The following is a 21,509-nucleotide window of genomic DNA, read 5'->3' on the forward strand; positions in this document are numbered from 1 at the left end:
TAGGTCAGAATCTGACCTACATGGGTGGCAGGGTGGGCGGTGTGAGTGAAGCCTCAGGCCGGTTGCTGGCCCTGCTGTCGTTGTTGCAGACCCCGCGCGAGTGGCCGGGCAGCGAACTGGCGCGGCGGCTGGAGATCAGCCAGCGCACCGTCCGCCGCGACATCGACCGGCTGCGCGCCCTCGGCTACCCGGTGCACGCCACCATGGGCGCCGAGGGCGGCTACCGGCTCGCGGCCGGCGCGGCGATGCCCCCGCTGCTGCTCGACGACGAGGAGGCGGTGGCGATCACCGTCGGCCTGCGGGTGTCGGCCGGGCAGGCCGTGGCCGGCATCGGGGAGGCGTCGGTGCGGGCGCTGACCAAGCTCGAACAGGTGTTGCCGGCCCGGCTGCGCTACCGGGTCGGCGCGCTGGGCGCGGCCACGGTGACCCTGCCCGGCACCGGGCCGGACGTGGACCCGGAGATCCTGACGCTGGCCGCGGCGGCGATCGCCAACCGGGAGCGGGTGCGCTTCGCCTACCGCGCCGGCGACGGTGCGCGGAGCCGTCGGCAGGTCGAGCCGCACAACCTGGTCTCCGCCGGCCGCCGGTGGTACCTGCTGGCCCACGACCTCGACCGCGACGACTGGCGGGTCTACCGGCTCGACCGGGTCAGCGACCCGGTGGCCACCGGCGCCCGGTTCACGCCGCGGGCGGTGCCCGGCGGCGACGCGGCCGCGTTCGTCACCGCCAGGATGTACTCGACCGTGCCGAGCTTCCAGGCGGTGGTGACACTGCACCTGCCGGCCGCCGACGTGCCGCCGCACCTGGGCGGGCGGGTGACCCCCGTCGATGACGGCCGGTGCCGATGGGAGAGTGTGGCCGACACCGTCGAGTGGTTGGCCTTCCGGCTGCTCACGCTCGGGTGCGAGTTCGACGCGCACGAGCCGGCTGAGCTGGTGGAACACCTGGCCACGGTGTCCGCTCGCGCCGCGCGGGCAACTGGTGGGAAATAGTCTGGGGCGCGTGTCGATCCGGCCTCGGTGTGTTCGACGCCAGGTTGACGCCGGAACTGACCGAAGGGGAGTGACAACGTGCGTTTCATGATCATCCGCAGGGCGGACGAGGAGACAGAGGCGGGGGCGCAGCCGAGCGAGGAGCTGTTCGAGGCCATGTCCCGCTACAACGAGGAGCTGCTCAAGGCGGGGGCGCTGCTCGACGGCGCCGGCCTGACACCCTCCTCGTTGGGCGCGGCCGTCGAGTGGCGCGGGGGCGCCGGCCCGACCGTCGTCGACGGGCCCTTCGCCGAGGGCAAGGAGCTGGTCGCCGGTTACACGATGATCCAGGCCGACTCGTTGCAGGACGCGATCGAGCTGGTCAAGCGCTGGCCGACGCTCGACGGGCACGGCAACGTCGAGCTGGAGATCCGCCGGGTCGGCGAGCTGGAGGACTACGACATCAGCGACGAGCTCAAGGAGAAGGAACGCCAGCTGCGCGCCGACTCCGAGCAGAACCGGAAGGTGTGAACGACATGCGGTTCATGGTGATGGTGCAGGGCGCCGAGGACCTGCCGGCCCCCAGCGAGGAAGTCTTCGCCGAGATGGCCCGGTACAACGAGGAACTGGTCAAGGCCGGCGTGATGCTCGCCGGCGAGGGCCTGATGCCCTCCTCCGACGGCGCGCTGGTCAGGTTCCGCGACGGGGTGCCGACGGTGATCGACGGGCCGTTCGCCGAGGGCAAGGAGGTCATCGGCGGGTTCTGGATCCTCGAGGTCAAGTCGCGCGAGGAGGCCATCGAGTGGATCAAGCGGGTGCCCGCCGACCCGAGCGTGCCGGGCCGTATCGAGATCCGTCAGATCGTCACCGTCGACGACTTCGGTGACGCGGCGACCCCGGAGCTGCGGGCCAGGCAGGACGCCATGGAGGCGGAGCTCAAGCAGCGCCGCTGACCCTGCCGCTGACCCTGCCGCTGACCCCAGGTTGCCACGTTCTCCACGGCTCTGTTGTGATAAGTCGCGTGGGGACGCTTGAGGCGAACCGGACGGTCGAGGCGGTCTGGCGGATCGAGTCCGCGAGGGTGATCGCCGGCCTGACCAGGATGGTGCACGACGTCGGCCTGGCCGAGGAACTTGCCCAGGACGCGCTGGTCGCCGCGCTGGAGCAGTGGCCGGAGTCGGGCGTCCCGGACAACCCGGGCGCCTGGCTCATGGCCATCGCCAAGCGGCGGGCGATCGACCAGTTCCGGCGGCGGGAGACGCTGGAACGCAAGGTCGTTGAGATCGGGCGGGACCTGGAGACCCAGGAGCTGCCCACCGCCGAGCCGGACTTCGACGCCATCGACAGCAACATCAGCGACGACCTGCTGCGGCTGGTGTTCATCTCCTGCCACCCGGTGCTGTCCACCGAGGCCCGGGTCGCGTTGACGCTGCGGCTGCTCGGCGGGCTGACCACCGAGGAGATCGCCCGCGCGTTCCTGACCCCCGAGCCGACGATCGCCCAGCGGATCGTGCGCGCGAAGAAGACCCTGGCGAAGAAGAAGGTGCCCTTCGAGGTGCCCGGCGCCGCCGAGCTCGGGGAACGGCTCGCGTCGGTGTGCGAGGTCGTGTACCTCGTGTTCAACGAGGGCTACTCGGCGACCGGCGGCTCGGACTGGGTGCGCCCGACGCTGTGCGAGGACGCGATGCGTCTGGGCCGGATGCTCGCCGAGCTGGTGCCGGCCGAACGTGAGGTGCACGGGCTCATCGCGCTGATGGAGATCCAGGCCTCCCGTACCCGCGCGCGGGTCGGCCCGGGCGGCGAGCCGGTGCTGCTGCTCGACCAGGACCGCCGCCGCTGGGATCAGCTACTGATCAACCGCGGGTTGGCCGCGCTGGACCGGGCGGCGAAGTTGCCGGGGCAGGCCGGTCCCTACGAGGTGCAGGCGGCCATCGCGGCCTGTCACGCGCGGGCGCGGACCCCCGAGCAGACCGACTGGACCAGGATCGCCGCGCTGTACGCGCGGCTGGTCCAGGTGCTGCCCTCGCCGGTGGTGGAGCTGCACCGCGCGGTGGCCATGTCGATGGCCTTCGGCCCGGAGATCGGCCTGCGGATCGTGGACGAGCTGGTCGACGAGCCGCTGCTGAAGAACTACCACCTGCTGCCCAGCGTGCGCGGTGACCTGCTCGGCAAGCTCGACCGGCACGCCGAGGCCAGCGCCGAGTTCGCCAGGGCCGCCGAGCTGACCCGCAACGAGGTCGAGCAGCGGCTGCTGCGTGACCGGGCGGCGAAGGCGGCGGCGAGGGCCGGCGAGCTGGGTTAGCCGTCCAGGGCGGCCAGTTCCTCGGCGGTGAGGGTCAGGTCGACGGCCTTCACCGAGTCCAGGATCGTCTCCGGGCGCGACGAGCCGGGGATGGGGATCAGCACCGGTGAACGGGCGAGCATCCAGGCCAGGCACACCTGGTACGCGCTGACCCCGTGCGCCCGGCCGACCTCGGTGAACGCCGCGAACCGGTCGCCGAGCGCGCCGGCGTGCGCGATGCCGCCGAACGGACTCCACGGCAGGAACGCGATTCCCAGCTCGGTGCACAGCTCCAGCTCGGGCTCGCTGGACCGGAAGGCGGGGGAGAACTCGTTCTGCACGCTGGCCAGCCGCCCGCCGAGGATCTCGTTGGCCTCCCTGATCCGCGCGGGGTCCACATTGGACACGCCAGCCAGTCGGATCTTGCCGGCGTCGAGCAGGTCGCGCAGCGCCCCGACCGAGTCGGCGAACGGCACCTTCGGGTCGGGCCGGTGGAACTGGTAGAGCCCGATGGCCTCGACGCCGAGCCGCTTGAGCGAGGCGTCGCACGCGCGCTTGAGGTACTCCGGGGACCCGTCGAGGATCCACGAACCGTCGCCGGGGCGCAGGTGTCCGCCCTTGGTGGCGATCAGTACCCCGGAGGTGTCGCCGCCGTAGCTGGCGACCGCGCCGGCGATCAGCGACTCGTTGTGGCCGACCTCGTCGGCGTGCACGTGATAGGCGTCGGCGGTGTCGAAGAGGGTCACGCCGGCGTCGAGCGCGGCGTGCACGGCCGCGACCGACCGCTGCTCGTCGGGCCGTCCCTCCACCGACATCGGCATGCCGCCGAGCCCGATGGCGCTGACCTCGACGTCGCCGATGCGGCGAGTCCGCATGATGCCTCCCGTGTGTCCGGAACCGTCCCGACCAGCTTCGGTGATCGACACCGTGCTGTCCACCTACCGCCCGGAGAGCCGCTGCACGCCCAGCAGCAGCGCCGAGTGGTCGAGGTCGCCGTCGCCCTGGGCGCGGGCGGCGGCCATCAGCTGGGCGACCACCGCCCCCAGCGGGATCACCACGCCGGCCGCGCGCGCCGAGTCGACCACGATCCCCAGGTCCTTGTGGTGCAGGTCGATCCGGAAGCCGGGGGCGAACTCGCGGGCCAGCATCCCGGCGGCCTTGCGGTCCAGGACCGCGCTGCCGGCCAGGCCGCCGGCGAGCACCTCGACCGCCGGGCCGGACTCGACGCCGTGCGCGTCCAGGAACGTCAGCGCCTCGGCCACCAGCTCGATCGTGCCGGCGACGATGAGCTGGTTGGCCGCCTTCACCGTCTGGCCGGACCCGGCGGGGCCGACGTGCACGACCGTCGCGCCGAGCACCTCCAGCAGCGGGCGTGCGGCCTCGACGTCGGCCCGCTCACCGCCGACCATGATCGACAGCGTGCCGTCGATCGCGCCCCGCTCACCGCCGCTGACCGGCGCGTCCAGCGGACGCAGCCCGGCCTCGGTGGCCCGCTCGGCGACCGTGCGCGCGGTGGCCGGGGCGATGGTGCTCATGTCGATCAGCAGGGCGCCCCCGCCGGCCGAGGCCAGCACGCCGTCCTCGCCGAGGACCACCGAGGTCACGTCGGGGGAGTCCGGCAGCATCGTGACGATCACCTCGGCGCCCCGGACGGCCTCGGCGATCGAGCCGGCCGCCGTGCCGCCGGCCTCGGCCAGGCTCGCCCGTCTGGCCGCGCCGCGGTTGTAGCCGACGACGTCGTGGCCGGCCCGCACGAGGTTTCCGGCCATGGGCAGGCCCATGATCCCGAGTCCGATGAACGCGATCCGCATACCGGGCACGGTACCGTCCGCACGTCAACCGCCGTACCAGCGTTGTTTTTACCGATCATTATCAGTGATCCGAAATGGACAATAGCGTTTCGATCACGGAGATGAGCATGATTTAGCGGAAACATTGACGGGTCGCGAGAATCAGCCAAGAATGTCCCCCTGTCGGCGGACGTGGGTAACCGCCCAGCCGCACGAGATGGGGAGAATGTGTCATGGCGTCCGCGAGGACCAGCCGTTCTGTCGCACGAATGCCGGAACCGGTAAACAAGATCACGCCCTACCAACGCCTGAAGGACGCCATCCGGTCGGGAGATCTTCAACCGGGGCAGCAACTGGTCGAGTCGGCGTTGGCCGAATGGTGCGAGGTGAGCCGGACTCCGATCAGGGAGGCGTTGTCCAAGCTCCAGCACGACGGTCTGGTCGAGCGCAGCGACCGGGGGTTGGTGGTCCGCGAACGCGGACCGGAAGAGGTCCTCGACATCTACGAGACCAGGATCGCGCTGGAGGGCACCGCCGCCAGGCTCGCCGCCGAGCGCCGCTCCGTGCACGACCTGATGCTGCTGCGGCGGGCGCTGACCCGGCTGGAACTGGTGACCGACGGTGACGTCGACGGGATGGTCACCACCAACCGCCAGTTCCACACCGCGGTCTGGCGGGCCAGCCGCAACGTGTCGCTGATCGACCTGCTGGAGCGCCTCGACCTGCACCTGGCCCGCTACCCGGCGACCACCCTGGCCAGCCCCGGGCGCTGGGAGCGGTCCAACGCGCAGCACCGGGCCCTGGTCGAGGCGATCGAGGCGCGGGCCGGCGACACCGCAGAGAAGATCGCCCTCGACCACTTCGCCGAGGCCAGGGACATCCGGCTGGCGCTCTACGACGTGTGAGACTCCGACCGGGTCAGCTGAGCCCGAGGCCGCCGACGACGTCGATCTCCTGGGCGTGGAACTCGCCGGTGAGCAGCGGCATCGCCTCGGCGATCGCGGCCCTGGTCGCCGGCAGTTCCAGCGACGCCTGGTGGTGCTCGGCGCTGCGCCAGACCTCCTGGACCCAGACCAGGTCGGGGTCGGTCTCGGAGGTGCCGACGACGTAGAGCTCGCAGCCGGCGGCGCGCAGGCCGTCCTGACCGCTCAGCAGGATCCGCACGACCTCGTCGCGTCCGCCCGGCCTGGTTCGCATGGTGCCCAGATATCCGTACCGCATGCCAACAGCATGCCCTCACCGGCACCGGCCCGATTGGACGAACGCGACACCCGGCGATTCCCGGGTTTGTGCGCTGTGCCCAGTGGTGCACACCACTGTCGTCCTGGTGGTGGGAGCGGTCATCCTGAACGGTATAAAAATCGTCCGGCTGATCGACGAACGAGATCGACGAACGAGGGAGAACGATGGTCAGGGCAGCGGTGCTGATGCGGCAGGGTGAACCGCTCGAGGTGCGTGACATCGTGCTTCCCGATCCGGGCCCCGGCCAGGTACGGGTACGGATCGCGGCCGCCGGGGTGTGCCACTCCGACCTGTCGCTGGCCAACGGCACGCTGGCGCCGACGATGCCCGCGGTGCTCGGGCACGAGGGCGCCGGCACGGTGGTGTCCGTCGGCCCCGGGGTGGACCGGGTCGTGGTCGGTGACCGGGTGGTGCTGAACTGGGCGCCGGCCTGCCGCGAGTGCTGGTTCTGCCAGGAGGGCGAGCCGTACCTGTGCGTGCACGCCGAGGAGCGTGCCTCCCAGCCCTACGGCGAGCTGGACGACGGCACGCCGCTCTACCCGGGCCTGGGCACCGGCGCGTTCGCCGAGGAAACCGTTGTGCCGCAACAGGGTGTGGTGCCGATCCCGTCGGACGTGCCGCTGGAGACGGCGGCGCTGCTCGGCTGTGCGGTGCTCACCGGCAACGGCGCGGTGCACAACACCGCGCGGGTGCGTCCGGGCCAGTCGGTGGTGGTGATGGGCCTGGGCGGGGTCGGCCTGTCGGTGCTGCAGGCGGCGCGGGCGGCGGGCGCGTCGCCGATCATCGGCGTGGACGTGACCGAGTCGAAGGCGGCGCTGGCGATCCTGCACGGCGCGACCGAGTTCGTCCGCGCCGACGACGCGACCAGCAAGTCGGTACGCCGGCTGACCGGCGGCCGGGGTGCCGACCACGCGTTCGACTGCGTCGGTCAGCCCTCGACGATCCGGGCGTCGTGGTCGGCGAGCCGGCGCGGCGGCACGGTGACGGTCATCGGTGTCGGCAGCCGCCGCAGCCCGGTGGAGTTCAACGCCCTGGAGCTGTACTGGTTCGGCCGCACCCTGCAGGGCTGTGTGTACGGGTCGAGCGACCCGGACGTGGACGTGCCGAGGCTGCTGGCCGAGTTGGCCGACGGGCGCATCGACGTCGCGTCGCTGGCGACCGACAGCACCGACCTCGGCGGCGTGAACGAGGCGTTCGACCGCTTCGGCCGGGGCGGCCGGACCATCGTGCGTTTCTGAACCCGGACCGGGCCGCTCAGTCCTCGATGACCGAGATGGCCTGGCTCGGGCACATCTCGATGGCGTCGTGCACCGTGTCGGCGTGCGCGGGGTCGACCGTCTCGCTGAGCAGGACAACCGTGCCGTCGTCGTCGCTCTGGTCGAACACGGCTGGTTGGGTCAACACGCACTGACCGGCGCCCACACAGCGGGCGGTGTCGGCAACGACTCGCATGGAGTTCCTCCTTCGTCCGCCCTGACCGTACCGCGTGTGACCGGCGTCGCCCTGGAGCGTTGTCACGAACGTCGGCGAGTCCCCGTCCATCGTGCGAACGGCGAAGGGAGAACGTCATGACACACATCGTGGTTCTCGGGGCGGGCTACTCGGGCCAGCTGGCGGCGAACCTGGCGGCCAGGCAGGACGGGGTGAGCGTCACGCTGGTCAACGAGCGGTACCGGTTCGTCGAGCGGGTGCGGCTGCACCAGGTCGCCGCCGGCCAGGACCTGCGCGAACGCGACCTGGGCGAGCTGTTGGCCGGGACCGGCGCGCGGCTGGTCGTCGATCGGGTGACCCGGATCGACCCGGACGCCAAGCGGGTGGAGCTGGCGTCGGGGGAGCCGCTGGCCTACGACGTGCTGATCTACGCGCTGGGCAGCCGCGCCGATCTGGACTCGGTGCCGGGCGCGGCCGAGCACGCCCACGGCGTGGCCTCGGCCGAGCAGGCCGTCGCGCTGCGTGAGCGGGCCTCGTCGGCCGGCACGGCCACCGTCGTCGGCGGCGGGCTGACCGGCATCGAGGCGGCCACCGAGCTGGCGGAATCGTTGCCGTCGCTGAAGGTCCGGCTGGTCACCGGCGACGGCCTGGGGGAGCGGCTCTCGGAGCGGGGGCGGCGGCACCTGCGCCGGGTGTTCGACCGGCTGGGCATCGACGTGCGCGAGCGGGTGCTGGTGGAGCGGGTGCGGGCGGACGGGGTGGTGCTGGCCGGCGGCGAGCACGTCCCGTCGGACCTGGTGGTCTGGACGACGGGGTTCACCGTGCCGTCGCTGGCGACCGAGGCGGGGCTGGCGGTCGACGCCCGCGGCCGGATGCTGGTCGACGAGACGCTGCGCTCGACCTCGCACCAGGACGTCTACGCCGTCGGCGACGCCGCCTCGGTTCACCGGGCCGACGGCCAGGAGCTGCGGATGGCCTGGGCCACCGGACTTCCGGTGGCCCAGCAGGCGGTGCGGGCGATCCTGGCGCGGCGCGCGGGCCGGAACCCGAGGCCGGTGCGTTTCCGCTACCTCAACCAGTGCATCAGCCTGGGCCGCAGGGACGCGCTGATCCAGTTCGTGCACGGCGACGACAGCCCGCGCGAGGCGGTGCTCACCGGGCGGATCGCCGCGCTGTACAAGGAGATGATCGTGCGGACCGCGCTGACGGTGCAGCGACACCCCGCCGTGCCGACGAGCTTCTGAGCTCCGCGCCCCGGCCAGTAGCATGCGCCACGGCGTGCCTGGTCGAGGTGGGGAGTGGTTCGTGCGGGACATCGCGGTCTTCAGTGGGAGCGCGCATCCGGAGCTGGCCGAGGAGATCTGCGCGCAGCTGGAGGTGCCGCTGCGCCCGGTGCGGGTGGAGCGCTTCGCCAACGACTGCCTCGAGGTGCAGCTGCAGGCCAACTGCCGGGAGCGGGACGTGTTCCTGATCCAGCCGCTGGTGGCGCCCGTGCAGGAGAACCTGGTCGAGCTGCTGCTGATGCTCGACGCCGCCCGGGGCGCCTCGGCGGCCCGCACGACCGTGGTGCTGCCGCACTACGCCTATGCGCGGTCGGACAAGAAGGACGCTCCGCGCATCTCCATCGGTGCCCGGCTGGTGGCCGACCTGCTGGTGTCGGCCGGGGCGAGCCGGGTGCTGGCGATGACGCTGCACTCCCCGCAGGTGCACGGGTTCTTCAGCGTGCCGGTCGACCACCTGCACGCGCTGCGCGAGCTGGCGGCCTACTTCAGCCGGCTTGACCTGTCCAACGCGGTGGTGGTGTCGCCCGACCTGGGCAACGCCAAGGAGGCCTCGCACTTCGCGCGGCTGCTGAACGTGCCGGTCGCGGCCGGTGCCAAGCAGCGCTTCGCCGACGACAAGGTCACCATCTCCGACATCATCGGCGAGGTCGAGGACCGCGACGTGATCGTGCTCGACGACGAGATCGCCAAGGGCAGCACGGTGATCGAGCTGCTGGACCGGTTGCGCGAGCGCGACGCCCGGTCCATCAGGGTCGCCTGCACCCACGGGCTGTTCGCGGCGGGGGCGCTGCGGCGCATCGGCGAGCAGCCCGACGTCATCGAGATCGTGTGCACCAACACGGTTCCGGTGCCGGGCGGTGAGCGGACACCGAAGCTGACCGTGCTGTCGATCGCGCCGGCGCTGGCCGAGGCGATGCGCCGCATCCACAACGGGGAGTCGGTCAGCGCGCTGTTCGACTCCCCGTGAGACGGCCCCGTGAGGCTCACCGTGCGGGTCTCCGTGTGGGTCTCCGTGTGGGTCTCCGTGCGGGTCAGCGCGGCAGCTGCCGGTTGAGCGCCGACGTGGCGCTGCGCCCGGTGTACGCGGGGCTCTCGGCCGGGTTGGGCACGGCGGTGCCGTAGGCGGCGTCGGCCTGCTCGTTGGCCAGCCGCCGCGCCTCCCGCTCCTGGCGGACCTCGTCGAACTCCTGGCGGTCACGGATCCGGGTGAGCGCGGTGATCGCCACCCAGTGGGCGACCCCGAGCACGATCAGGGTCACCCCGAGGCGCAGCACGATGCCCTCGGTCGCGTTGTCGGCCGGCAGGTCGACCGTGGAGATGAGCGCCAGCACGCCCAGCACCACCAGGTGGAACAGCACCGACACGAGCCTGGTCAGCGACTCGGCGGCGGCATTGGGTCCGGACTGTCGCAGGAACCTGCGGCCGTTGCGGTAGATGACCTGGCCGTCCAGCAGGACCAGCACGGTGCCGATCAGCAGGAAGGCCAGGTAGCTGTTGGTGTCCACGCCTGTCCACCTCTTCCCTCGTTCGGGTACCTGCGGCGTTACCCACAGCGACCAGCCTGAAACCCGGATCCGCCGGGTGGACGGCCCCGGTCGGGGTGTTTGCCGGCCGGCGGCGCGGGCACCCTGACCGCGTCCGGTGAGGAAGGAGCACCCCGGTATGCGCAGAGCGACAGCCGCCCAGGCCACCGCGCATCGGCTGGTCCACTGTGTGCTGGACGGCGACGCGGCGGGTCTGTCGACCGCGCTGGGGACCGTGGTGGACCAGGGCGACGAGCAGTTGCGGCCCTACGTACGCGCGGTGGTCGCCGAGCTGATCCAGGTGGCGTCCACGGCGGTGCGGGACACGGCCGGACGTACCGGCGGCGAGATCACCTTCGCCGTCGACCTGCGGGACGACGACGACACCAGGGTGTCCATCGACGAGTTGGCCCCGCCGGCGCGGGCGACGGTCCGGGCGCTGCTGGCCGACCTGAACGGCAGTCCGGCGGACGCGGCGTTCCAGTTGGACCTCGCGGTGATCGGGCTGGATCCCCTGACCGGTATCGACACCGTGCGACGCGCGCTGACGATGACCGTGGCCCTGCTGCAGTGGACAGGTGATGAGACGTGAACCCCGACGCGAACCCGGCGGACGTTCTCGAGCAGTCACGTGAGGTCGGCGAGACCGACGAGGTCACCGAGCCGGAGCCGGCGCCGGTCGTCGGCGAGGCCGACCCGGTCGACGTGCACGAACAGAACGTGCCGGTACCCGCCGAGGACGAGGACTGGCCGGATGGATGAGGACGGCCGGATGGACCAGGACACCGGCGAACCGGACCAGGCGGAATGGGACCCGGCGACGCTCAACAGCGCGGAGGAACTCGACGAGGACGAACTCGGCGTGGATCCGCTGGAGGAGGGCGCGCAGGCGCCGGACCACTGGTCGGTCGCCGAGACGTACGGCACCACCGCCTACGAGCAGGAGCAGGGCGAGGGTCTGGACCGCAAGCTCGCCGCCGAACGACCCGACGTCGAGCCGTAGATCGGCGCGCACCGTCCGCGACGTGGCATGCTGGCCAACGGAGCCGAGACGGGAGACAGACCTGTGCTGCACCAGTTAGTCCGATATGTCCTCGCACCGACCGCTCGGCTGGTCTACCGGCCGAGGGTGCACGGCCTGGAGAACGTGCCGGCGGACGGGCCGGTGATCCTGGCCGCCAACCACCGGGCCGTGCTGGACACGGCGGTGATCTCGCTGGTGGTGCGCCGGCGGGTGCAGTTCCTCGGCAAGGCGGAGTACTTCACCGCCGGCGGGATCCGCGGCCGGCTGATGGCCGCGGCCATGGACGGTCTGGGCTACATCCCGGTCGAGCGCGGCAACGCGCATGCCGGGCTGGCGGCGCTCAACGCCGGCCAGCAGGTCCTCAACGCCGGTGGCGCGTTCGCGATCTACCCCGAGGGCACCCGCTCCCTGGACGGGCGGCTCTACCGGGGGCACACGGGGGTGGCGGTGCTGGCGTTCAGCACGGGGGCGCCGGTGGTGCCGGTGGCGCTGACCGGGACCGAGAAGCTGATGCCGCGCGGCGGCAAGATCCCCCGGCCGGCGCGGATCTCCGTGCGGTTCGGCCAGCCCCTGGACTTCTCCGCCTGGACCGAGCACAACCTGCGGGCGCGTCGGGCGGCCACCGACGAGGTGATGGCCGCGATCCAGGCGCTGTCCCAGCAGGAGTACGTCAACAGCTACCACCGGCGGCCGGACGAGAACATCGCCTGAGGCGTGGCAGCGCCTCGCTCACAGCGGAGTCGCTCGGAGCAGACTCAGTCGAAGGTGACTCGGGCGAGCAGCCGGTCGAGCAGGTCGGGCAGCGGCACCTCGCCGGCGTTCTCGAACCACAGCGTGCCGGCGGTGCGCAGCGTGCCCAGGAAGGTCGCGGCCATCAGCCGGGACAGCTCGTAGTCCTCCTCGCCCCGCTCGCGCAGCACGTCGACCAGGTCGCGTTCCAGCGTGAACTGGTCGCCGGCCTGCCTGGCCAGCAGCGACGGGTGCCGGCGCAGCAGGCGCAGCTGGGCGACCCACTCGGGGTCGCGTTGGGCGCGGCGGCGGTAGAGGTCGGCGGCACCGCGGCGCAGGGCGTCCCACGCCGGTTCGTCGGCCGGGCGGTCGCGCAGCACTTCCAGCAGGCGGCGCATCCGCTCGCGGTCGGCGTAGAGGACCGCGTCCTCCTTGTTGGCGAAGTAGTTGGAGAACGTGCGCCGGGACACCCCGACCTCGTCGGCGATGTCCTCGACGGTGACGCCGTCCAGCCCCCGGGCGACCGCCAGGCGCAGGGCGGTCTCGTGCAGCGACTGTCGCGTCGCTGCTTTCTTGCGTTCACGCAGAGTGCTGGTTGGCTCCACGGAATATCACCCTATCCGTGTCGTGTTAGATTCGCTGTGGGCAATTTTGCACAATGCGCAAATCGGGCGTCAACCCAGAGGAAGGACGCAGGGGATGGGTGAGGCCAAGGCCGTGGGTGGGGCCGTGGGTGAGGCGGCCGGCACGACCACCGGCGAGGCGATGCCGCACCGGCAGGTACTGGAGTCGTTGTCGGGCCTGTTGCTGGTGCTGTTCGTGGCGATGATCAGCTCGACCGTGGTCTCCACGGCGCTGCCGCTGATCATCGGTTCGCTCAACGGGTCACAGACCCAGTACACGTGGGTGGTCACCGCGACGCTGCTGACCGCCACGGCGAGTACCCCGATCTGGGGCAAGCTCGCCGATCTGTTCAACAAGAAGACCCTGGTCCAGGTCGCGATCGTGATCTTCGTGCTCGGCTCGGTGGCCAGCGGGTTCGCCCAGAACGCCGAGCAGCTCATCGGCGCCCGCGCGGTCCAGGGCCTGGGGGTCGGCGGTCTGCAGGCGCTGGTCCAGGTCGTGATCGCGGCGATCATCCCGCCTCGCGAGCGCGGCCGGTACAACGGCTACCTCGGCGGCGTGATGGCCGTCGCCACGGTCGGCGGTCCGCTGCTCGGCGGGCTCATCGTCGACGTGCCGTGGCTGGGGTGGCGCTGGTGCTTCTTCGTCGGCGTGCCGATCGCGGCCATCGCGTTCCTGGTGCTGCAGAAGACGCTCAAGCTGGAGACCGTGCGCCGCGACGACGTGCAGGTCGACTACGCCGGTGCCGCGCTGATCGCGGCCGGGGTGAGCGTGCTGCTGATCTGGGTGTCGTTCGTCGGCAACTCGTTCGACTGGGTGTCCTGGCAGAGCGCCGCGATGGTCGGCGGCGGGGTGGTGTTGCTCGCGATCGCCGTCTGGGTGGAGTCCCGGGTGCGCGAACCCGTTGTGCCGCTGCGGATCGTGCGGACCAGGACGGCCTCGCTGGCCATCCTCGGCAGTCTCGCCGTCGGGCTCGCGATGTTCGGCGGGGCGGTGTTCCTCGGCCAGTACTTCCAGGTCGGCCGCGGCTACACCCCGACGGAGGCCGGTCTGCTGACGATCCCGATGATGGCCGGTGTGCTGGTCGCCTCGACCGTGGCCGGCCGGATGATCAGCCGGTCCGGGCGGATCAAGCCCTATGTGGTGACCGGCGCGGTCGTGCTGGTGCTCGGGTTCCTCGGTCTGGGCACGATCGACCACGACACCTCGCTGGTTGTGGTGTCCGGTGCGATGGTGCTGGTCGGGGTCGGCGTCGGGATGACGATGCAGAACCTGGTGCTGATCGTGCAGAACTCCGTGCCGCTGCGTGATCTCGGTTCGGCGAGCGCGTCGGTGACGTTCTTCCGTTCGCTGGGCGGCACGATCGGCGTCTCGGTGCTGGGTGCGGTGCTGGCCAACCGGGTCACCGCCGACCTGACGACCGCGTTCGGCGGGCGCGGGCTCACCGGGGGCGGCGAGGAGACCAGCGCGCTGAACCTGGCCGCGCTGCCGCCGGAGGTCCAGCAGGTCGTGCGGATGGTGTACGGGGACGCGACGGCGCACATCTTCGTCATCGCCGCGGGTGCCGCGCTGGTCGGGCTGATCGCGGCGCTGCTGCTCAAGCCGGTGACCCTGCGCAACACGATCGACCTGGAGCAGTCCCCGAAGGACGAACCGGTGACCGACCCGATCACGAGGTAGCGGGAGAGGGCAGCGATGGACACCGAACCCACCGGCGTGTTCGAGTCCACTGTGGAGCGGTACGGGCCGCCGGCGACCGCCCGGAGCACGATCATGGTCGGCGTCGACGGCTCGGACACCGCGATGCGGGCGGCCGCCTACGCGTTCGGTCTGGCGCGTCGGCAGGGTTTCCACCTGCTGGTGGCCCTGGTCGGCACGTGTTCCGGGCTGGCGCTCAGTGGCTCGGCGATGGCCTTCGAGCAGCGCACCTACACCCAGCTGCGGGCGGAGCTGAGCGCGGAGATGCGCGAGCGCGCCGAGGAGTTGGGCGTGTCGGTCACGTTCCTGTCGCTGCACGGCGACCCGTTCGGCAGCCTGCGTGACATCGCCGACCGCTGCCAGGCCGACACGGTGGTGGTCGGGGCGTCCACGAGTGCCGGGCATCGCATCGCCGGCTCGGTGGCCACGCGGCTGATCCGCTGCGGCCGGTGGCCGGTGGTCGTGGTGCCCTAAGTTAGAAACTTACGATCTATAGGTCGGTTGCGTTATCGTTGAACGCATGCGACGTGGACTGTTCTTCCGGTTGCTGGTCGGGATCCTCGCCCTGGGAACGGTCGCGGTGACCGATGCCGGCGACGACGCGGTGGTCGCCGAACTGGCCTTCGCCCGGCAGGCCGCCGGCCAGCGGGTGATCTACTCCTATCCCGGGCTGGTGCCGCCGGCGGGCCTGCTCGCCAGGATCCGCGCCGGCGAGGCCGCCGGCGTGATCTTCTTCGGTGAGAACGTGTCGAGCAGCACCCAGATCGCCGGGGTCGTCGCCCAGCTGCGGGCCGCCGCCGCACAGAGCCCGGTGCGCGAGCCGCTGCTGCTGATGACCGACCAGGAGGGCGGACTGATCCGCCGGCTGCCCGGCGCACCGGCCCTGTCGCACAAGGACGTCGGCCTCGCGGCGGACCCGTCGGCCGCCGCGACCGCCGCCGGCCGGGGAGCGGGGGAGAACCTGACCGGCGTCGGCATGAACGTCAACCTGGCGCCGGTGCTGGACGTCTTCCACGCCCCCGGCGACCTGATGGACGCCTACGAGCGCTCGTTCAGCTCCGACCCGACGGTGGTCGCCGCGCTGGGCGCGGACTATGTGCGCGCCCAGCAGGCGCAGGGAGTGGCCGCCACGGTGAAACACTTCCCGGGGCTCGGCCCCGCCGAGGCCGCCGACAACACCGACCTGCGCCCGGTGAGCCCGCCGGTGCCGCTGGCGGACCTGCGCGCCGTGCACGAGGCCCCCTACCAGGCGTCGATCGCCGCCGGCGCGAAGCTGGTGATGGCGTCGTGGGCGGTGTACCCGGCGCTGGACCGCGCCCACCCCGCCGGACTGTCCACTGTAGTCATCGAACAGGAACTACGTTCCCGCAACGGTTTCACCGGCGTCACCATCACCGACGCGCTGGAAGCCGGCGCCCTGCGCGACTACGGCTCGACCGGCGAGCGCGCCGTCCTCGCCGCCGGCGCCGGCATGGACCTGATCCTGGCCTCTGCCCGCGACGTGAACCAGGGCGACCAGGCCGCCGACGCCCTGGCCACCGCCCTGGCCGACGGCACCCTCGACCCCATCCACTTCGGCGACGCCCTGTCCAGGATCAACGCCCTGCGCGCCGGCCTGCCCTAGACAGGTGTCGGCGCGCCAGGACCCGCGCGCCGCCGGTGAGGGCGGCGCGCGGGTCGGCGAACCAGCTACCGCTGATCAGTCGTCGCCCTGATCGTTGTCGCCCTGATCGGTGTCGCCGTTGCCGGCGCAGTCGCCGACGTTCACAGTGACGGGAACGCCGATCGTGTTCGCCGCGGTCTGACAGAAGTCGATGCCCTCCGCGAACGTGGTGGCGACCTGGTCGGCGGCGTCCCCGGCGTTCTCGGAGATGTCCTCGATGATCGAGTACATGCCGTCAGGGGCGTCCTGGGCACTGGCCGAGCCGGCCCCGGCGATGATGGCCAGCGCGGCTCCGGTCGAGGTCAGGACGGTCATGATGATTCGGCGCATGTCGCGTGTCTCCTGAAGGTTGGTGTCGCCGCGGCGACGTGGCGGTGCGCCAGGGGATTGCCGCCACGGTGATCAACAGCCGGCGCGCCCACCACCTTCACCTGAAGGTGTACGAGACCGGTGCCGCCTAGACCGGCACGGGGACGCGGTCGCGGCGCTCGTCGCGTGGGGGGTCGACGAGGCGCTGGCCCTCGATGTCGACGTTGGGGAGCAGGCGGTCCAGCCAGCGGGGCAGCCACCAGGCGCGGCGGCCGAGCAGGGCCATCACGGCCGGCACGATCGTCATCCGGATGACGAAGGCGTCGACGGCGACGCCGACCGCCAGGGCGAAGCCGATCGACTGGATCAGGGTGTCCTCGGCGAACACGAACCCGGCGAACACGCTGATCATGATCAGCGCCGCGGCGACGACCACCCGGGCGCCATGGCGGAAACCGCTGATCACGGCCTCGCCCGCCGGTGTCCCGTGGACGTGGTCCTCGCGCATCCTGGTGACCAGGAAGACCTGGTAGTCCATCGCCAGTCCGAACAGGACACCGATCAGCAGGATCGGCAGCACGCTCATGATCGGGCCGGTGCTCTCCACCCCGAGCAGGTCGGTCAGCCACCCCCACTGGAACACCGCGACCACCGCGCCGAACGTCGCCGCCACCGAGCCGAGGAACCCCAGCGTCGCCTTGAGGGGCACGACCAGTGAGCGGAACACCAGCGTCAGCAACAGGAACGCCAGCCCGACGATCAGCAGCAGGTAGGGCAGCATCGCGTCGGCGAGCTTGGCGGAGACGTCGATGTTGGCGGCGGTCTGGCCGGTCACCGACAGCCGCGCGCCGGTGCCCTCCTCGAGGTCGCCGGCGGTGGCGCGCAGCGACGAGACCAGGTCCTCGGTCGCGGTGTCGCTCGGGCCGGTGGTGGGCAGGACGGTGAGCAGTGCGGTCGTGCCGGCCGGGTTGAACCGCGGCGGGGTGACCATGGCGACGCCGTCCAGCCCGTCGATGCGCCGCATGGCCGTCGCCGCGGCGGCCTGCGGGTCGGCGCTGTTCCCGGCGTCGACGACCACCACCAGCGGGCCGTTGGCCCCGGGGCCGAACGCCTCGCTGACCAACTCGTAGGCCTGGTGCTCGCCGGAGTCGGGGGCGGCGGTGCTGTCGTCGGGCAGGCCGAGTCGCATGCTGGCCGCCGGGACGGCCAGCACCGCCAGCCCGACCACGGCGGTGACCAGCACCGGCCACCGGCGGCGCGACACCAGCCGCGCCCAGCGCTCGCCCATGCTCGCGGCGCCCGGCTTCGGGCCGCCGCGCAGGCCGGGCAGCCGGCCGCGTACCCGGTCGCCGGCGAAGCCGAGGACGGCGGGCAGCAGGGTCAGCGCGATCAGCACGGCGACCGCGACGGTGATCGCCGCGGCGACACCCATCTGCGCCAGGAACGGGATACCGACCACCGACAGCCCGGCGAGCGCGACGATCACCGTGAGCCCGGCGAACACCACGGCCGACCCGGCGGTGCCGGTCGCGCGGGCCACCGCCTGTTCGTGGTCCAGCCCCCGACCGAGTTCACTTCGGTAGCGGGAGACGATGAACAGCGCGTAGTCGATGCCGACGGCCAGGCCGATCATCAGCGCCAGCACCGGGGTGTTGGCGTTCAGCTCGGTGAACCCGGACATCGCGGTGATGCCGGCGATGCCGATACCGACCCCGACCAGCGCGGTCAGCAGCGGCAGCCCGGCGGCGAGCAGCGAACCGAAGGTGATCACCAGCACGACGGCGGCGACCGCCACCCCGAGGATCTCGGTGGCGCCGGTCTCCGGCGCGCCGCGCACCGCGTCCCCGCCGATCTCGACCCGCAGTCCCGCCTGCTCACCGACGGTCGCGGTGTCCAGCAGGGCCTCGCGGTCGTTGTCGGTGAGCTCGAAGGCCTGCTGGTCGTAGCCGACCTGGACGAGCGCGACCGTGCCGTCCGGCGCGACCGCCCCGCTCTGGAACGGGTCGGCCACCCGCGCGACCTCCGGTGCGTCCCGCAGCGCGGCGACGACCTGGCCGACCGCGGCCTGGTTGGCCGGCTCGGCGAGCGACTGGCCCTGCGGCGCGGCGATCGCCACCCGCGCGGTGGCGCCGCCCACCCCGGCCTCCGGGAAGGTCGACTCGAGGTGGTCGATGGCGCGTTGCGCCTCGGTGCCGGGGATGGAGACGGCGTTGGACAACTGGCCGGACAGGCCGACCGCGCCCAGCCCGAACACGATGAGCAGGACGGTCCAGATCCCGGTGATCAGCCAGCGGCGCCGGAAGGACGCGCGGCCGAGCCGGTAGAGAAATGTTGCCACCACGGACTCCCTCGATGCGTGTGTGATCCCTCCCCGAAGCTAGCCGAACGGCAAGCAGACGCCAAGCCGATCGGCAAGTATGTGACTGGCCGCACGGCTAGTTGCCTGTTTGCCGATCGGCAAGCTGAGAAGGTAGGCTGAAACTCTCAGCGAGGAGGTCTGATGACGCCTGTACCGCCGGCGGCCGCGCGGGCCGGTGACACGCGTGACCGGCTGCTCGCCACGGCCCTGGAGTTGTTCGCCCAGCACGGTGTCGAGGGCACGTCGCTGCAGATGATCGCCGACGCGCTCGGCGTCACCAAGGCGGCGGTCTACTACCACTTCAAAACCAAGGACGAGATCACCGAGGCGGTGGCCGAACCGGCGCTGCGTCAGCTCGGCACGATCGCCCGCGAGGCGACCACGCTGCGGCGGCGGGGCGCGCAGGTCGACCACGTGCTGGCCGGGATCGTCGAGCTGGTCGTCGGCCACCGCGCGCTGGCGGCCGTGTTCTCCAGCGACCCGGGCGTGGCCCGCGCGCTGGAACGCACCCTCCACGAGGAGGGCAACGTCAAGGAGTGCCTCACCGACCTGCTCTGCGGCGGCGACAGCGACCCGGCCGCGAAGGTCGCCGCGCACGTCGCCATGCTCGGCATCGCGCTGGCCGGTGGCTCACCCGGCCTGGACTCCCTGACCGACGACGAGCTGCGCCGGCACCTGATGGAGGCCGGTCGACGCCTACTCGGCCGCCCGCGCCGCCGTGACTGACCCCGCGACTGATCGGGGCCCCGGCCAGCCCCAGGCGACGTCGTCGACCGCCAGGAACGGCTCGTCGACCACGGTCGCGGGGGTCAGCCCGGTGAACTCGTGGACGTCGCGGTGCAGGTGGGACTGGTCGGCGTAGCCGCGGTCGGCCGCGACCCCGGCGGCGTCCTGCCCGGCGACCAGACCGTGCACGGCGTGGTCGAAACGCACGAGCTTCGCGGCGCGTTTGGGCGGCAGGCCCAGGCGTGTCTGGAACCGGGACCACAGCCGTTTGCGGCTCCAGCCGAGCTCGTCGGCCAGGTGCTCGATGCGGACCCCGCCTCGGGTGGCGGCGATCCGGCGCCACGCCCGGTCGACCTCCGGTTCCAGCGGCGCGGCGCTCGCGCGGCGGCCGGCGATCCAGTCGTCGGCCAAGGCGAACCGTTCCTCCCAGGTGGACAGAGCGCCCAGCCGCTCGCTGACCCGATCGGCCTCGCGCCCCCACAGCTCGTCGAGCGTCACCGCCGCGCCGTCCAGTTCGGCGGACGCGCCCCCGAGCACCGCGTGCGCGACCACCGGCGAGAGACGGATCTGGAGGCACTCGAACGCCTCCGCGCGTACCGCGCGGAACGCCTCACCGAACCCGAGCCCGGCGACGAAGCCACCCGTCCGCCGCCGCCCGGAGGCGTCCTCCATGACGATGGTGCCACCGAACACGAGGATGAGCGTGACCGCCGGGTGCGGGATGAGCCGGAGGCCGGGCGGGGTGATGCCCCGGTCGCCGAACCCCGCCATGGTGACGCCCGGTACGCGGCTCGGGCGCGTCGGGCAGGTGATGTCCCACAGCATGCGGCCATGCTACGGAACATTTCTCCAAGCCGGCGGGGTCCGCGGTCGGCGAGAGTGCGGGCATGACCGTGACACCGTACGCCGCCGAGTCGACACTGCCCCTGGCCGACGGCGAGATCCACGTGTGCCAGGACGGCCCCGCCGACGCTCCTGGTGTGTTGCTCATCCACGGCACCGCCGCGTCGGCGCGCTCGTGGGAACCGATGCTGCCGCTGCTGACCGGGTCGCACCGGGTGATCCGGGTCGACCTGCTCGGCTGCGGCCGTTCGTCCACTCCGGACGGTGCGAGCTACACGGTGGAGGATCAGACCCGCCGGGTGGCCGAGGCGTTGGACCTGCTGGGCGTCGAGAGCGTCGTCGCGGTCGGCCACTCCAGCGGCAGCGCGGTCGCCACCGCCCTGGCCGAGCGCCGCCCCGACCTGGTGACCGGCATCGTCGTGATCAACTTCGGCCCCGACATGGCCGCCTACACGGAGAAAACCGCCGCGATCGACCCGGCCCGGTGGCCACACTTCACCGATGACCAGCTGCGCGAGGCCGTCCGCTCCGGCTTCGCCCCCGGCTACCGGATCCCGGACGATTTCCTGGAACAGGTCCGAGCCATGAACCTCCTCGTCTTCGGCGCGACGACCGTGGGGGTGCGCGCCTACCTCGACGAGAGCGGCCTGGTGGAACGCCTGACCGCGCTCGCCCAACCCCTCCTGGTGATCTTCGGCGCCGAGGATCTCCGCTGGAGCCCCTCGGCGGCGGCCGAGTACCGGCGCGTCCCGGGGGCGACGGTGGAGATGCTCGCCGGACTGGGCCACTCACCCAACCTGGAGAACCCGCGCCGAACCGCCGCACCACTGCTGGCCTTCACGAGAAGTCTTGCGGCGAGGTGACAGCGCGGCCACAGTCATCCCCGCTCGCGCTGCTGCGCCGGGCTCGGCGAACGCACTGGTACGGCGGCGGTTCCAGGGCCCACGGAATGCCTGTGGGGCGCGGGGATCCCCCCGTTTTCCAGCTTACTCCGGGGGACTGACGGTTTCGGG

26 protein-coding genes are annotated in these 21,509 nt (G+C 71.9%); 17 read left to right on the forward strand and 9 right to left on the reverse strand.

Annotated features, from left to right (window positions below; genetic code table 11):
• Positions 1-41: 41 nt before the first annotated feature.
• The 4 genes from BLA60_RS01250 (at position 42) to BLA60_RS01265 (ending at position 3,273) form a co-directional block, all read left to right on the forward strand.
• Positions 42-992 (forward strand): helix-turn-helix transcriptional regulator, encoded by a 951-nt coding sequence (locus BLA60_RS01250; protein ID WP_075130795.1) that lies wholly within the window; start codon positions 42-44, stop codon positions 990-992.
• 87 nt (positions 993-1,079) lie between these two features.
• Complete coding sequence (locus BLA60_RS01255) at positions 1,080-1,502, forward strand: YciI family protein (protein ID WP_342744692.1); 423 nt, start codon at positions 1,080-1,082, stop codon at positions 1,500-1,502.
• Positions 1,503-1,507: 5 nt separating this feature from the next.
• Positions 1,508-1,924, forward strand: coding sequence for a YciI family protein (locus tag BLA60_RS01260; RefSeq protein ID WP_075131431.1), 417 nt, complete (start codon positions 1,508-1,510; stop codon positions 1,922-1,924).
• 68 nt (positions 1,925-1,992) lie between these two features.
• Positions 1,993-3,273 (forward strand): RNA polymerase sigma factor, encoded by a 1,281-nt coding sequence (locus tag BLA60_RS01265; RefSeq protein WP_154814043.1) that lies wholly within the window; start codon positions 1,993-1,995, stop codon positions 3,271-3,273.
• Here BLA60_RS01265 and BLA60_RS01270 read toward each other — a convergent pair.
• Together BLA60_RS01270 and BLA60_RS01275 are read right to left on the reverse strand one after the other, a co-directional pair.
• Positions 3,270-4,127, reverse strand: coding sequence for an aldo/keto reductase (locus BLA60_RS01270; RefSeq protein ID WP_075131433.1), 858 nt, complete (start codon positions 4,125-4,127; stop codon positions 3,270-3,272). The genes BLA60_RS01265 and BLA60_RS01270 overlap by 4 nt on opposite strands.
• 63 nt (positions 4,128-4,190) lie before the next feature.
• The gene (locus BLA60_RS01275; RefSeq protein WP_075130797.1) at positions 4,191-5,063 is read right to left on the reverse strand and encodes a 2-hydroxy-3-oxopropionate reductase; all 873 of its coding nucleotides are present in this window, start codon (positions 5,061-5,063) and stop codon (positions 4,191-4,193) included.
• Positions 5,064-5,311: 248 nt separating this feature from the next.
• On the opposite strand from BLA60_RS01275, the gene BLA60_RS01280 reads away from it, so the two are divergent.
• Entirely contained in the window at positions 5,312-5,947 is a 636-nt protein-coding gene (locus tag BLA60_RS01280; protein WP_075130798.1) for a GntR family transcriptional regulator, read from the forward strand.
• Positions 5,948-5,960: 13 nt separating this feature from the next.
• Here the strand turns inward: BLA60_RS01280 and BLA60_RS01285 are convergent, their stop codons facing one another.
• On the reverse strand, positions 5,961-6,263 hold the full coding sequence (locus BLA60_RS01285; RefSeq protein WP_075130799.1) for a putative quinol monooxygenase: 303 nt from the start codon (positions 6,261-6,263) through the stop codon (positions 5,961-5,963).
• Positions 6,264-6,448: 185 nt separating this feature from the next.
• On the opposite strand from BLA60_RS01285, the gene BLA60_RS01290 reads away from it, so the two are divergent.
• A complete protein-coding gene (locus tag BLA60_RS01290) occupies positions 6,449-7,522 on the forward strand; it encodes an alcohol dehydrogenase catalytic domain-containing protein (RefSeq protein ID WP_075130800.1) in 1,074 nt (357 codons plus the stop codon).
• 16 nt (positions 7,523-7,538) lie between these two features.
• Here BLA60_RS01290 and BLA60_RS01295 read toward each other — a convergent pair whose 3' ends face one another.
• The gene (locus tag BLA60_RS01295) at positions 7,539-7,736 is read right to left on the reverse strand and encodes a ferredoxin (RefSeq protein ID WP_075131434.1); all 198 of its coding nucleotides are present in this window, start codon (positions 7,734-7,736) and stop codon (positions 7,539-7,541) included.
• Positions 7,737-7,852: 116 nt separating this feature from the next.
• Here BLA60_RS01295 and BLA60_RS01300 point away from each other — a divergent pair, with 116 nt between their 5' ends.
• Both BLA60_RS01300 and BLA60_RS01305 read left to right on the forward strand, forming a co-directional pair.
• Complete coding sequence (locus tag BLA60_RS01300) at positions 7,853-8,959, forward strand: NAD(P)/FAD-dependent oxidoreductase (protein WP_154814044.1); 1,107 nt, start codon at positions 7,853-7,855, stop codon at positions 8,957-8,959.
• A 61-nt stretch (positions 8,960-9,020) separates the two neighbouring features.
• Positions 9,021-9,965: a ribose-phosphate diphosphokinase gene (locus tag BLA60_RS01305; protein ID WP_075130801.1), complete on the forward strand. Its 945-nt coding sequence runs from the start codon at positions 9,021-9,023 to the stop codon at positions 9,963-9,965.
• Between the two features lie 64 nt (positions 9,966-10,029).
• Here the strand turns inward: BLA60_RS01305 and BLA60_RS01310 are convergent, their stop codons facing one another.
• Positions 10,030-10,503 carry a hypothetical protein gene (locus BLA60_RS01310; protein WP_075130802.1) on the reverse strand — a complete coding sequence of 158 codons (474 nt, stop codon included), beginning with the start codon at positions 10,501-10,503 and terminating at the stop codon, positions 10,030-10,032.
• 157 nt (positions 10,504-10,660) lie between these two features.
• Between BLA60_RS01310 and BLA60_RS01315 the strand changes: the two genes are divergently transcribed.
• From BLA60_RS01315 to BLA60_RS01325, 4 genes are all read left to right on the forward strand, one after another.
• Positions 10,661-11,113, forward strand: coding sequence for a hypothetical protein (locus BLA60_RS01315; protein WP_075130803.1), 453 nt, complete (start codon positions 10,661-10,663; stop codon positions 11,111-11,113).
• Positions 11,110-11,283 (forward strand): hypothetical protein, encoded by a 174-nt coding sequence (locus tag BLA60_RS42890; protein ID WP_154814045.1) that lies wholly within the window; start codon positions 11,110-11,112, stop codon positions 11,281-11,283. The genes BLA60_RS01315 and BLA60_RS42890 overlap by 4 nt, the downstream gene beginning before the upstream one ends.
• A complete protein-coding gene (locus tag BLA60_RS01320) occupies positions 11,276-11,524 on the forward strand; it encodes a hypothetical protein (protein ID WP_075130804.1) in 249 nt (82 codons plus the stop codon). The genes BLA60_RS42890 and BLA60_RS01320 overlap by 8 nt, the downstream gene beginning before the upstream one ends.
• Before the next feature lie 63 nt (positions 11,525-11,587).
• Positions 11,588-12,256 carry a lysophospholipid acyltransferase family protein gene (locus BLA60_RS01325; RefSeq protein WP_075130805.1) on the forward strand — a complete coding sequence of 223 codons (669 nt, stop codon included), beginning with the start codon at positions 11,588-11,590 and terminating at the stop codon, positions 12,254-12,256.
• 44 nt (positions 12,257-12,300) lie between these two features.
• Here BLA60_RS01325 and BLA60_RS01330 read toward each other — a convergent pair whose 3' ends face one another.
• A complete protein-coding gene (locus tag BLA60_RS01330) occupies positions 12,301-12,879 on the reverse strand; it encodes a TetR/AcrR family transcriptional regulator (RefSeq protein ID WP_075130806.1) in 579 nt (192 codons plus the stop codon).
• Between the two features lie 160 nt (positions 12,880-13,039).
• Here BLA60_RS01330 and BLA60_RS01335 point away from each other — a divergent pair, with 160 nt between their 5' ends.
• The 3 genes from BLA60_RS01335 to BLA60_RS01345 are packed head-to-tail and all read left to right on the forward strand — an operon-like array spanning position 13,040 to position 16,220.
• Entirely contained in the window at positions 13,040-14,578 is a 1,539-nt protein-coding gene (locus BLA60_RS01335; RefSeq protein ID WP_154814118.1) for an MDR family MFS transporter, read from the forward strand.
• Positions 14,579-14,593: 15 nt separating this feature from the next.
• On the forward strand, positions 14,594-15,070 hold the full coding sequence (locus tag BLA60_RS01340; RefSeq protein WP_075130808.1) for a universal stress protein: 477 nt from the start codon (positions 14,594-14,596) through the stop codon (positions 15,068-15,070).
• A gap of 46 nt (positions 15,071-15,116) precedes the next feature.
• On the forward strand, positions 15,117-16,220 hold the full coding sequence (locus tag BLA60_RS01345; protein ID WP_075130809.1) for a glycoside hydrolase family 3 N-terminal domain-containing protein: 1,104 nt from the start codon (positions 15,117-15,119) through the stop codon (positions 16,218-16,220).
• Positions 16,221-16,295: 75 nt separating this feature from the next.
• Here BLA60_RS01345 and BLA60_RS01350 read toward each other — a convergent pair whose 3' ends face one another.
• Together BLA60_RS01350 and BLA60_RS01355 are read right to left on the reverse strand one after the other, a co-directional pair.
• The gene (locus tag BLA60_RS01350) at positions 16,296-16,589 is read right to left on the reverse strand and encodes a hypothetical protein (protein ID WP_075130810.1); all 294 of its coding nucleotides are present in this window, start codon (positions 16,587-16,589) and stop codon (positions 16,296-16,298) included.
• A 127-nt stretch (positions 16,590-16,716) separates the two neighbouring features.
• Complete coding sequence (locus BLA60_RS01355) at positions 16,717-18,906, reverse strand: MMPL family transporter (RefSeq protein WP_075131436.1); 2,190 nt, start codon at positions 18,904-18,906, stop codon at positions 16,717-16,719.
• 162 nt (positions 18,907-19,068) lie between these two features.
• On the opposite strand from BLA60_RS01355, the gene BLA60_RS01360 reads away from it, so the two are divergent.
• Complete coding sequence (locus BLA60_RS01360) at positions 19,069-19,653, forward strand: TetR/AcrR family transcriptional regulator (protein ID WP_075130811.1); 585 nt, start codon at positions 19,069-19,071, stop codon at positions 19,651-19,653.
• Here BLA60_RS01360 and BLA60_RS01365 read toward each other — a convergent pair.
• Positions 19,624-20,478 (reverse strand): AraC family transcriptional regulator, encoded by an 855-nt coding sequence (locus BLA60_RS01365; protein ID WP_075130812.1) that lies wholly within the window; start codon positions 20,476-20,478, stop codon positions 19,624-19,626. The two genes, BLA60_RS01360 and BLA60_RS01365, sit on opposite strands and share 30 nt — an antisense overlap.
• A gap of 62 nt (positions 20,479-20,540) precedes the next feature.
• Here BLA60_RS01365 and BLA60_RS01370 point away from each other — a divergent pair, with 62 nt between their 5' ends.
• Complete coding sequence (locus BLA60_RS01370) at positions 20,541-21,359, forward strand: alpha/beta fold hydrolase (protein WP_075130813.1); 819 nt, start codon at positions 20,541-20,543, stop codon at positions 21,357-21,359.
• Positions 21,360-21,509 lie beyond the last annotated feature (150 nt).

The sequence above is a fragment of the Actinophytocola xinjiangensis genome, from assembly GCF_001921215.1.
In the GTDB taxonomy this organism is placed as follows: Bacteria; Actinomycetota; Actinomycetes; order Mycobacteriales; family Pseudonocardiaceae; genus Actinophytocola; species Actinophytocola xinjiangensis.

Bases quoted from the DNA above. Each gene is read 5' to 3' on its own strand.
- BLA60_RS01315 (WP_075130803.1), top strand. From the start codon at position 10,661: ATGCGCAGAGCGACAGCCGCCCAGGCCACCGCGCATCGGCTGGTCCAC.
- BLA60_RS01260 (WP_075131431.1), top strand. From the start codon at position 1,508: ATGCGGTTCATGGTGATGGTGCAGGGCGCCGAGGACCTGCCGGCCCCC.
- BLA60_RS01360 (WP_075130811.1), top strand. From the start codon at position 19,069: ATGACGCCTGTACCGCCGGCGGCCGCGCGGGCCGGTGACACGCGTGAC.
- BLA60_RS01340 (WP_075130808.1), top strand. From the start codon at position 14,594: ATGGACACCGAACCCACCGGCGTGTTCGAGTCCACTGTGGAGCGGTAC.
- BLA60_RS01290 (WP_075130800.1), top strand. From the start codon at position 6,449: ATGGTCAGGGCAGCGGTGCTGATGCGGCAGGGTGAACCGCTCGAGGTG.
- BLA60_RS01320 (WP_075130804.1), top strand. From the start codon at position 11,276: ATGGATGAGGACGGCCGGATGGACCAGGACACCGGCGAACCGGACCAG.
- BLA60_RS01365 (WP_075130812.1), bottom strand. From the start codon at position 20,478: ATGCTGTGGGACATCACCTGCCCGACGCGCCCGAGCCGCGTACCGGGC.
- BLA60_RS01350 (WP_075130810.1), bottom strand. From the start codon at position 16,589: ATGCGCCGAATCATCATGACCGTCCTGACCTCGACCGGAGCCGCGCTG.
- BLA60_RS01255 (WP_342744692.1), top strand. From the start codon at position 1,080: ATGATCATCCGCAGGGCGGACGAGGAGACAGAGGCGGGGGCGCAGCCG.
- BLA60_RS01370 (WP_075130813.1), top strand. From the start codon at position 20,541: ATGACCGTGACACCGTACGCCGCCGAGTCGACACTGCCCCTGGCCGAC.
- BLA60_RS01275 (WP_075130797.1), bottom strand. From the start codon at position 5,063: ATGCGGATCGCGTTCATCGGACTCGGGATCATGGGCCTGCCCATGGCC.
- BLA60_RS01270 (WP_075131433.1), bottom strand. From the start codon at position 4,127: ATGCGGACTCGCCGCATCGGCGACGTCGAGGTCAGCGCCATCGGGCTC.
- BLA60_RS01345 (WP_075130809.1), top strand. From the start codon at position 15,117: ATGCGACGTGGACTGTTCTTCCGGTTGCTGGTCGGGATCCTCGCCCTG.
- BLA60_RS01285 (WP_075130799.1), bottom strand. From the start codon at position 6,263: ATGCGGTACGGATATCTGGGCACCATGCGAACCAGGCCGGGCGGACGC.
- BLA60_RS01280 (WP_075130798.1), top strand. From the start codon at position 5,312: ATGCCGGAACCGGTAAACAAGATCACGCCCTACCAACGCCTGAAGGAC.
- BLA60_RS01335 (WP_154814118.1), top strand. From the start codon at position 13,040: ATGCCGCACCGGCAGGTACTGGAGTCGTTGTCGGGCCTGTTGCTGGTG.
- BLA60_RS01295 (WP_075131434.1), bottom strand. From the start codon at position 7,736: ATGCGAGTCGTTGCCGACACCGCCCGCTGTGTGGGCGCCGGTCAGTGC.
- BLA60_RS01300 (WP_154814044.1), top strand. From the start codon at position 7,853: ATGACACACATCGTGGTTCTCGGGGCGGGCTACTCGGGCCAGCTGGCG.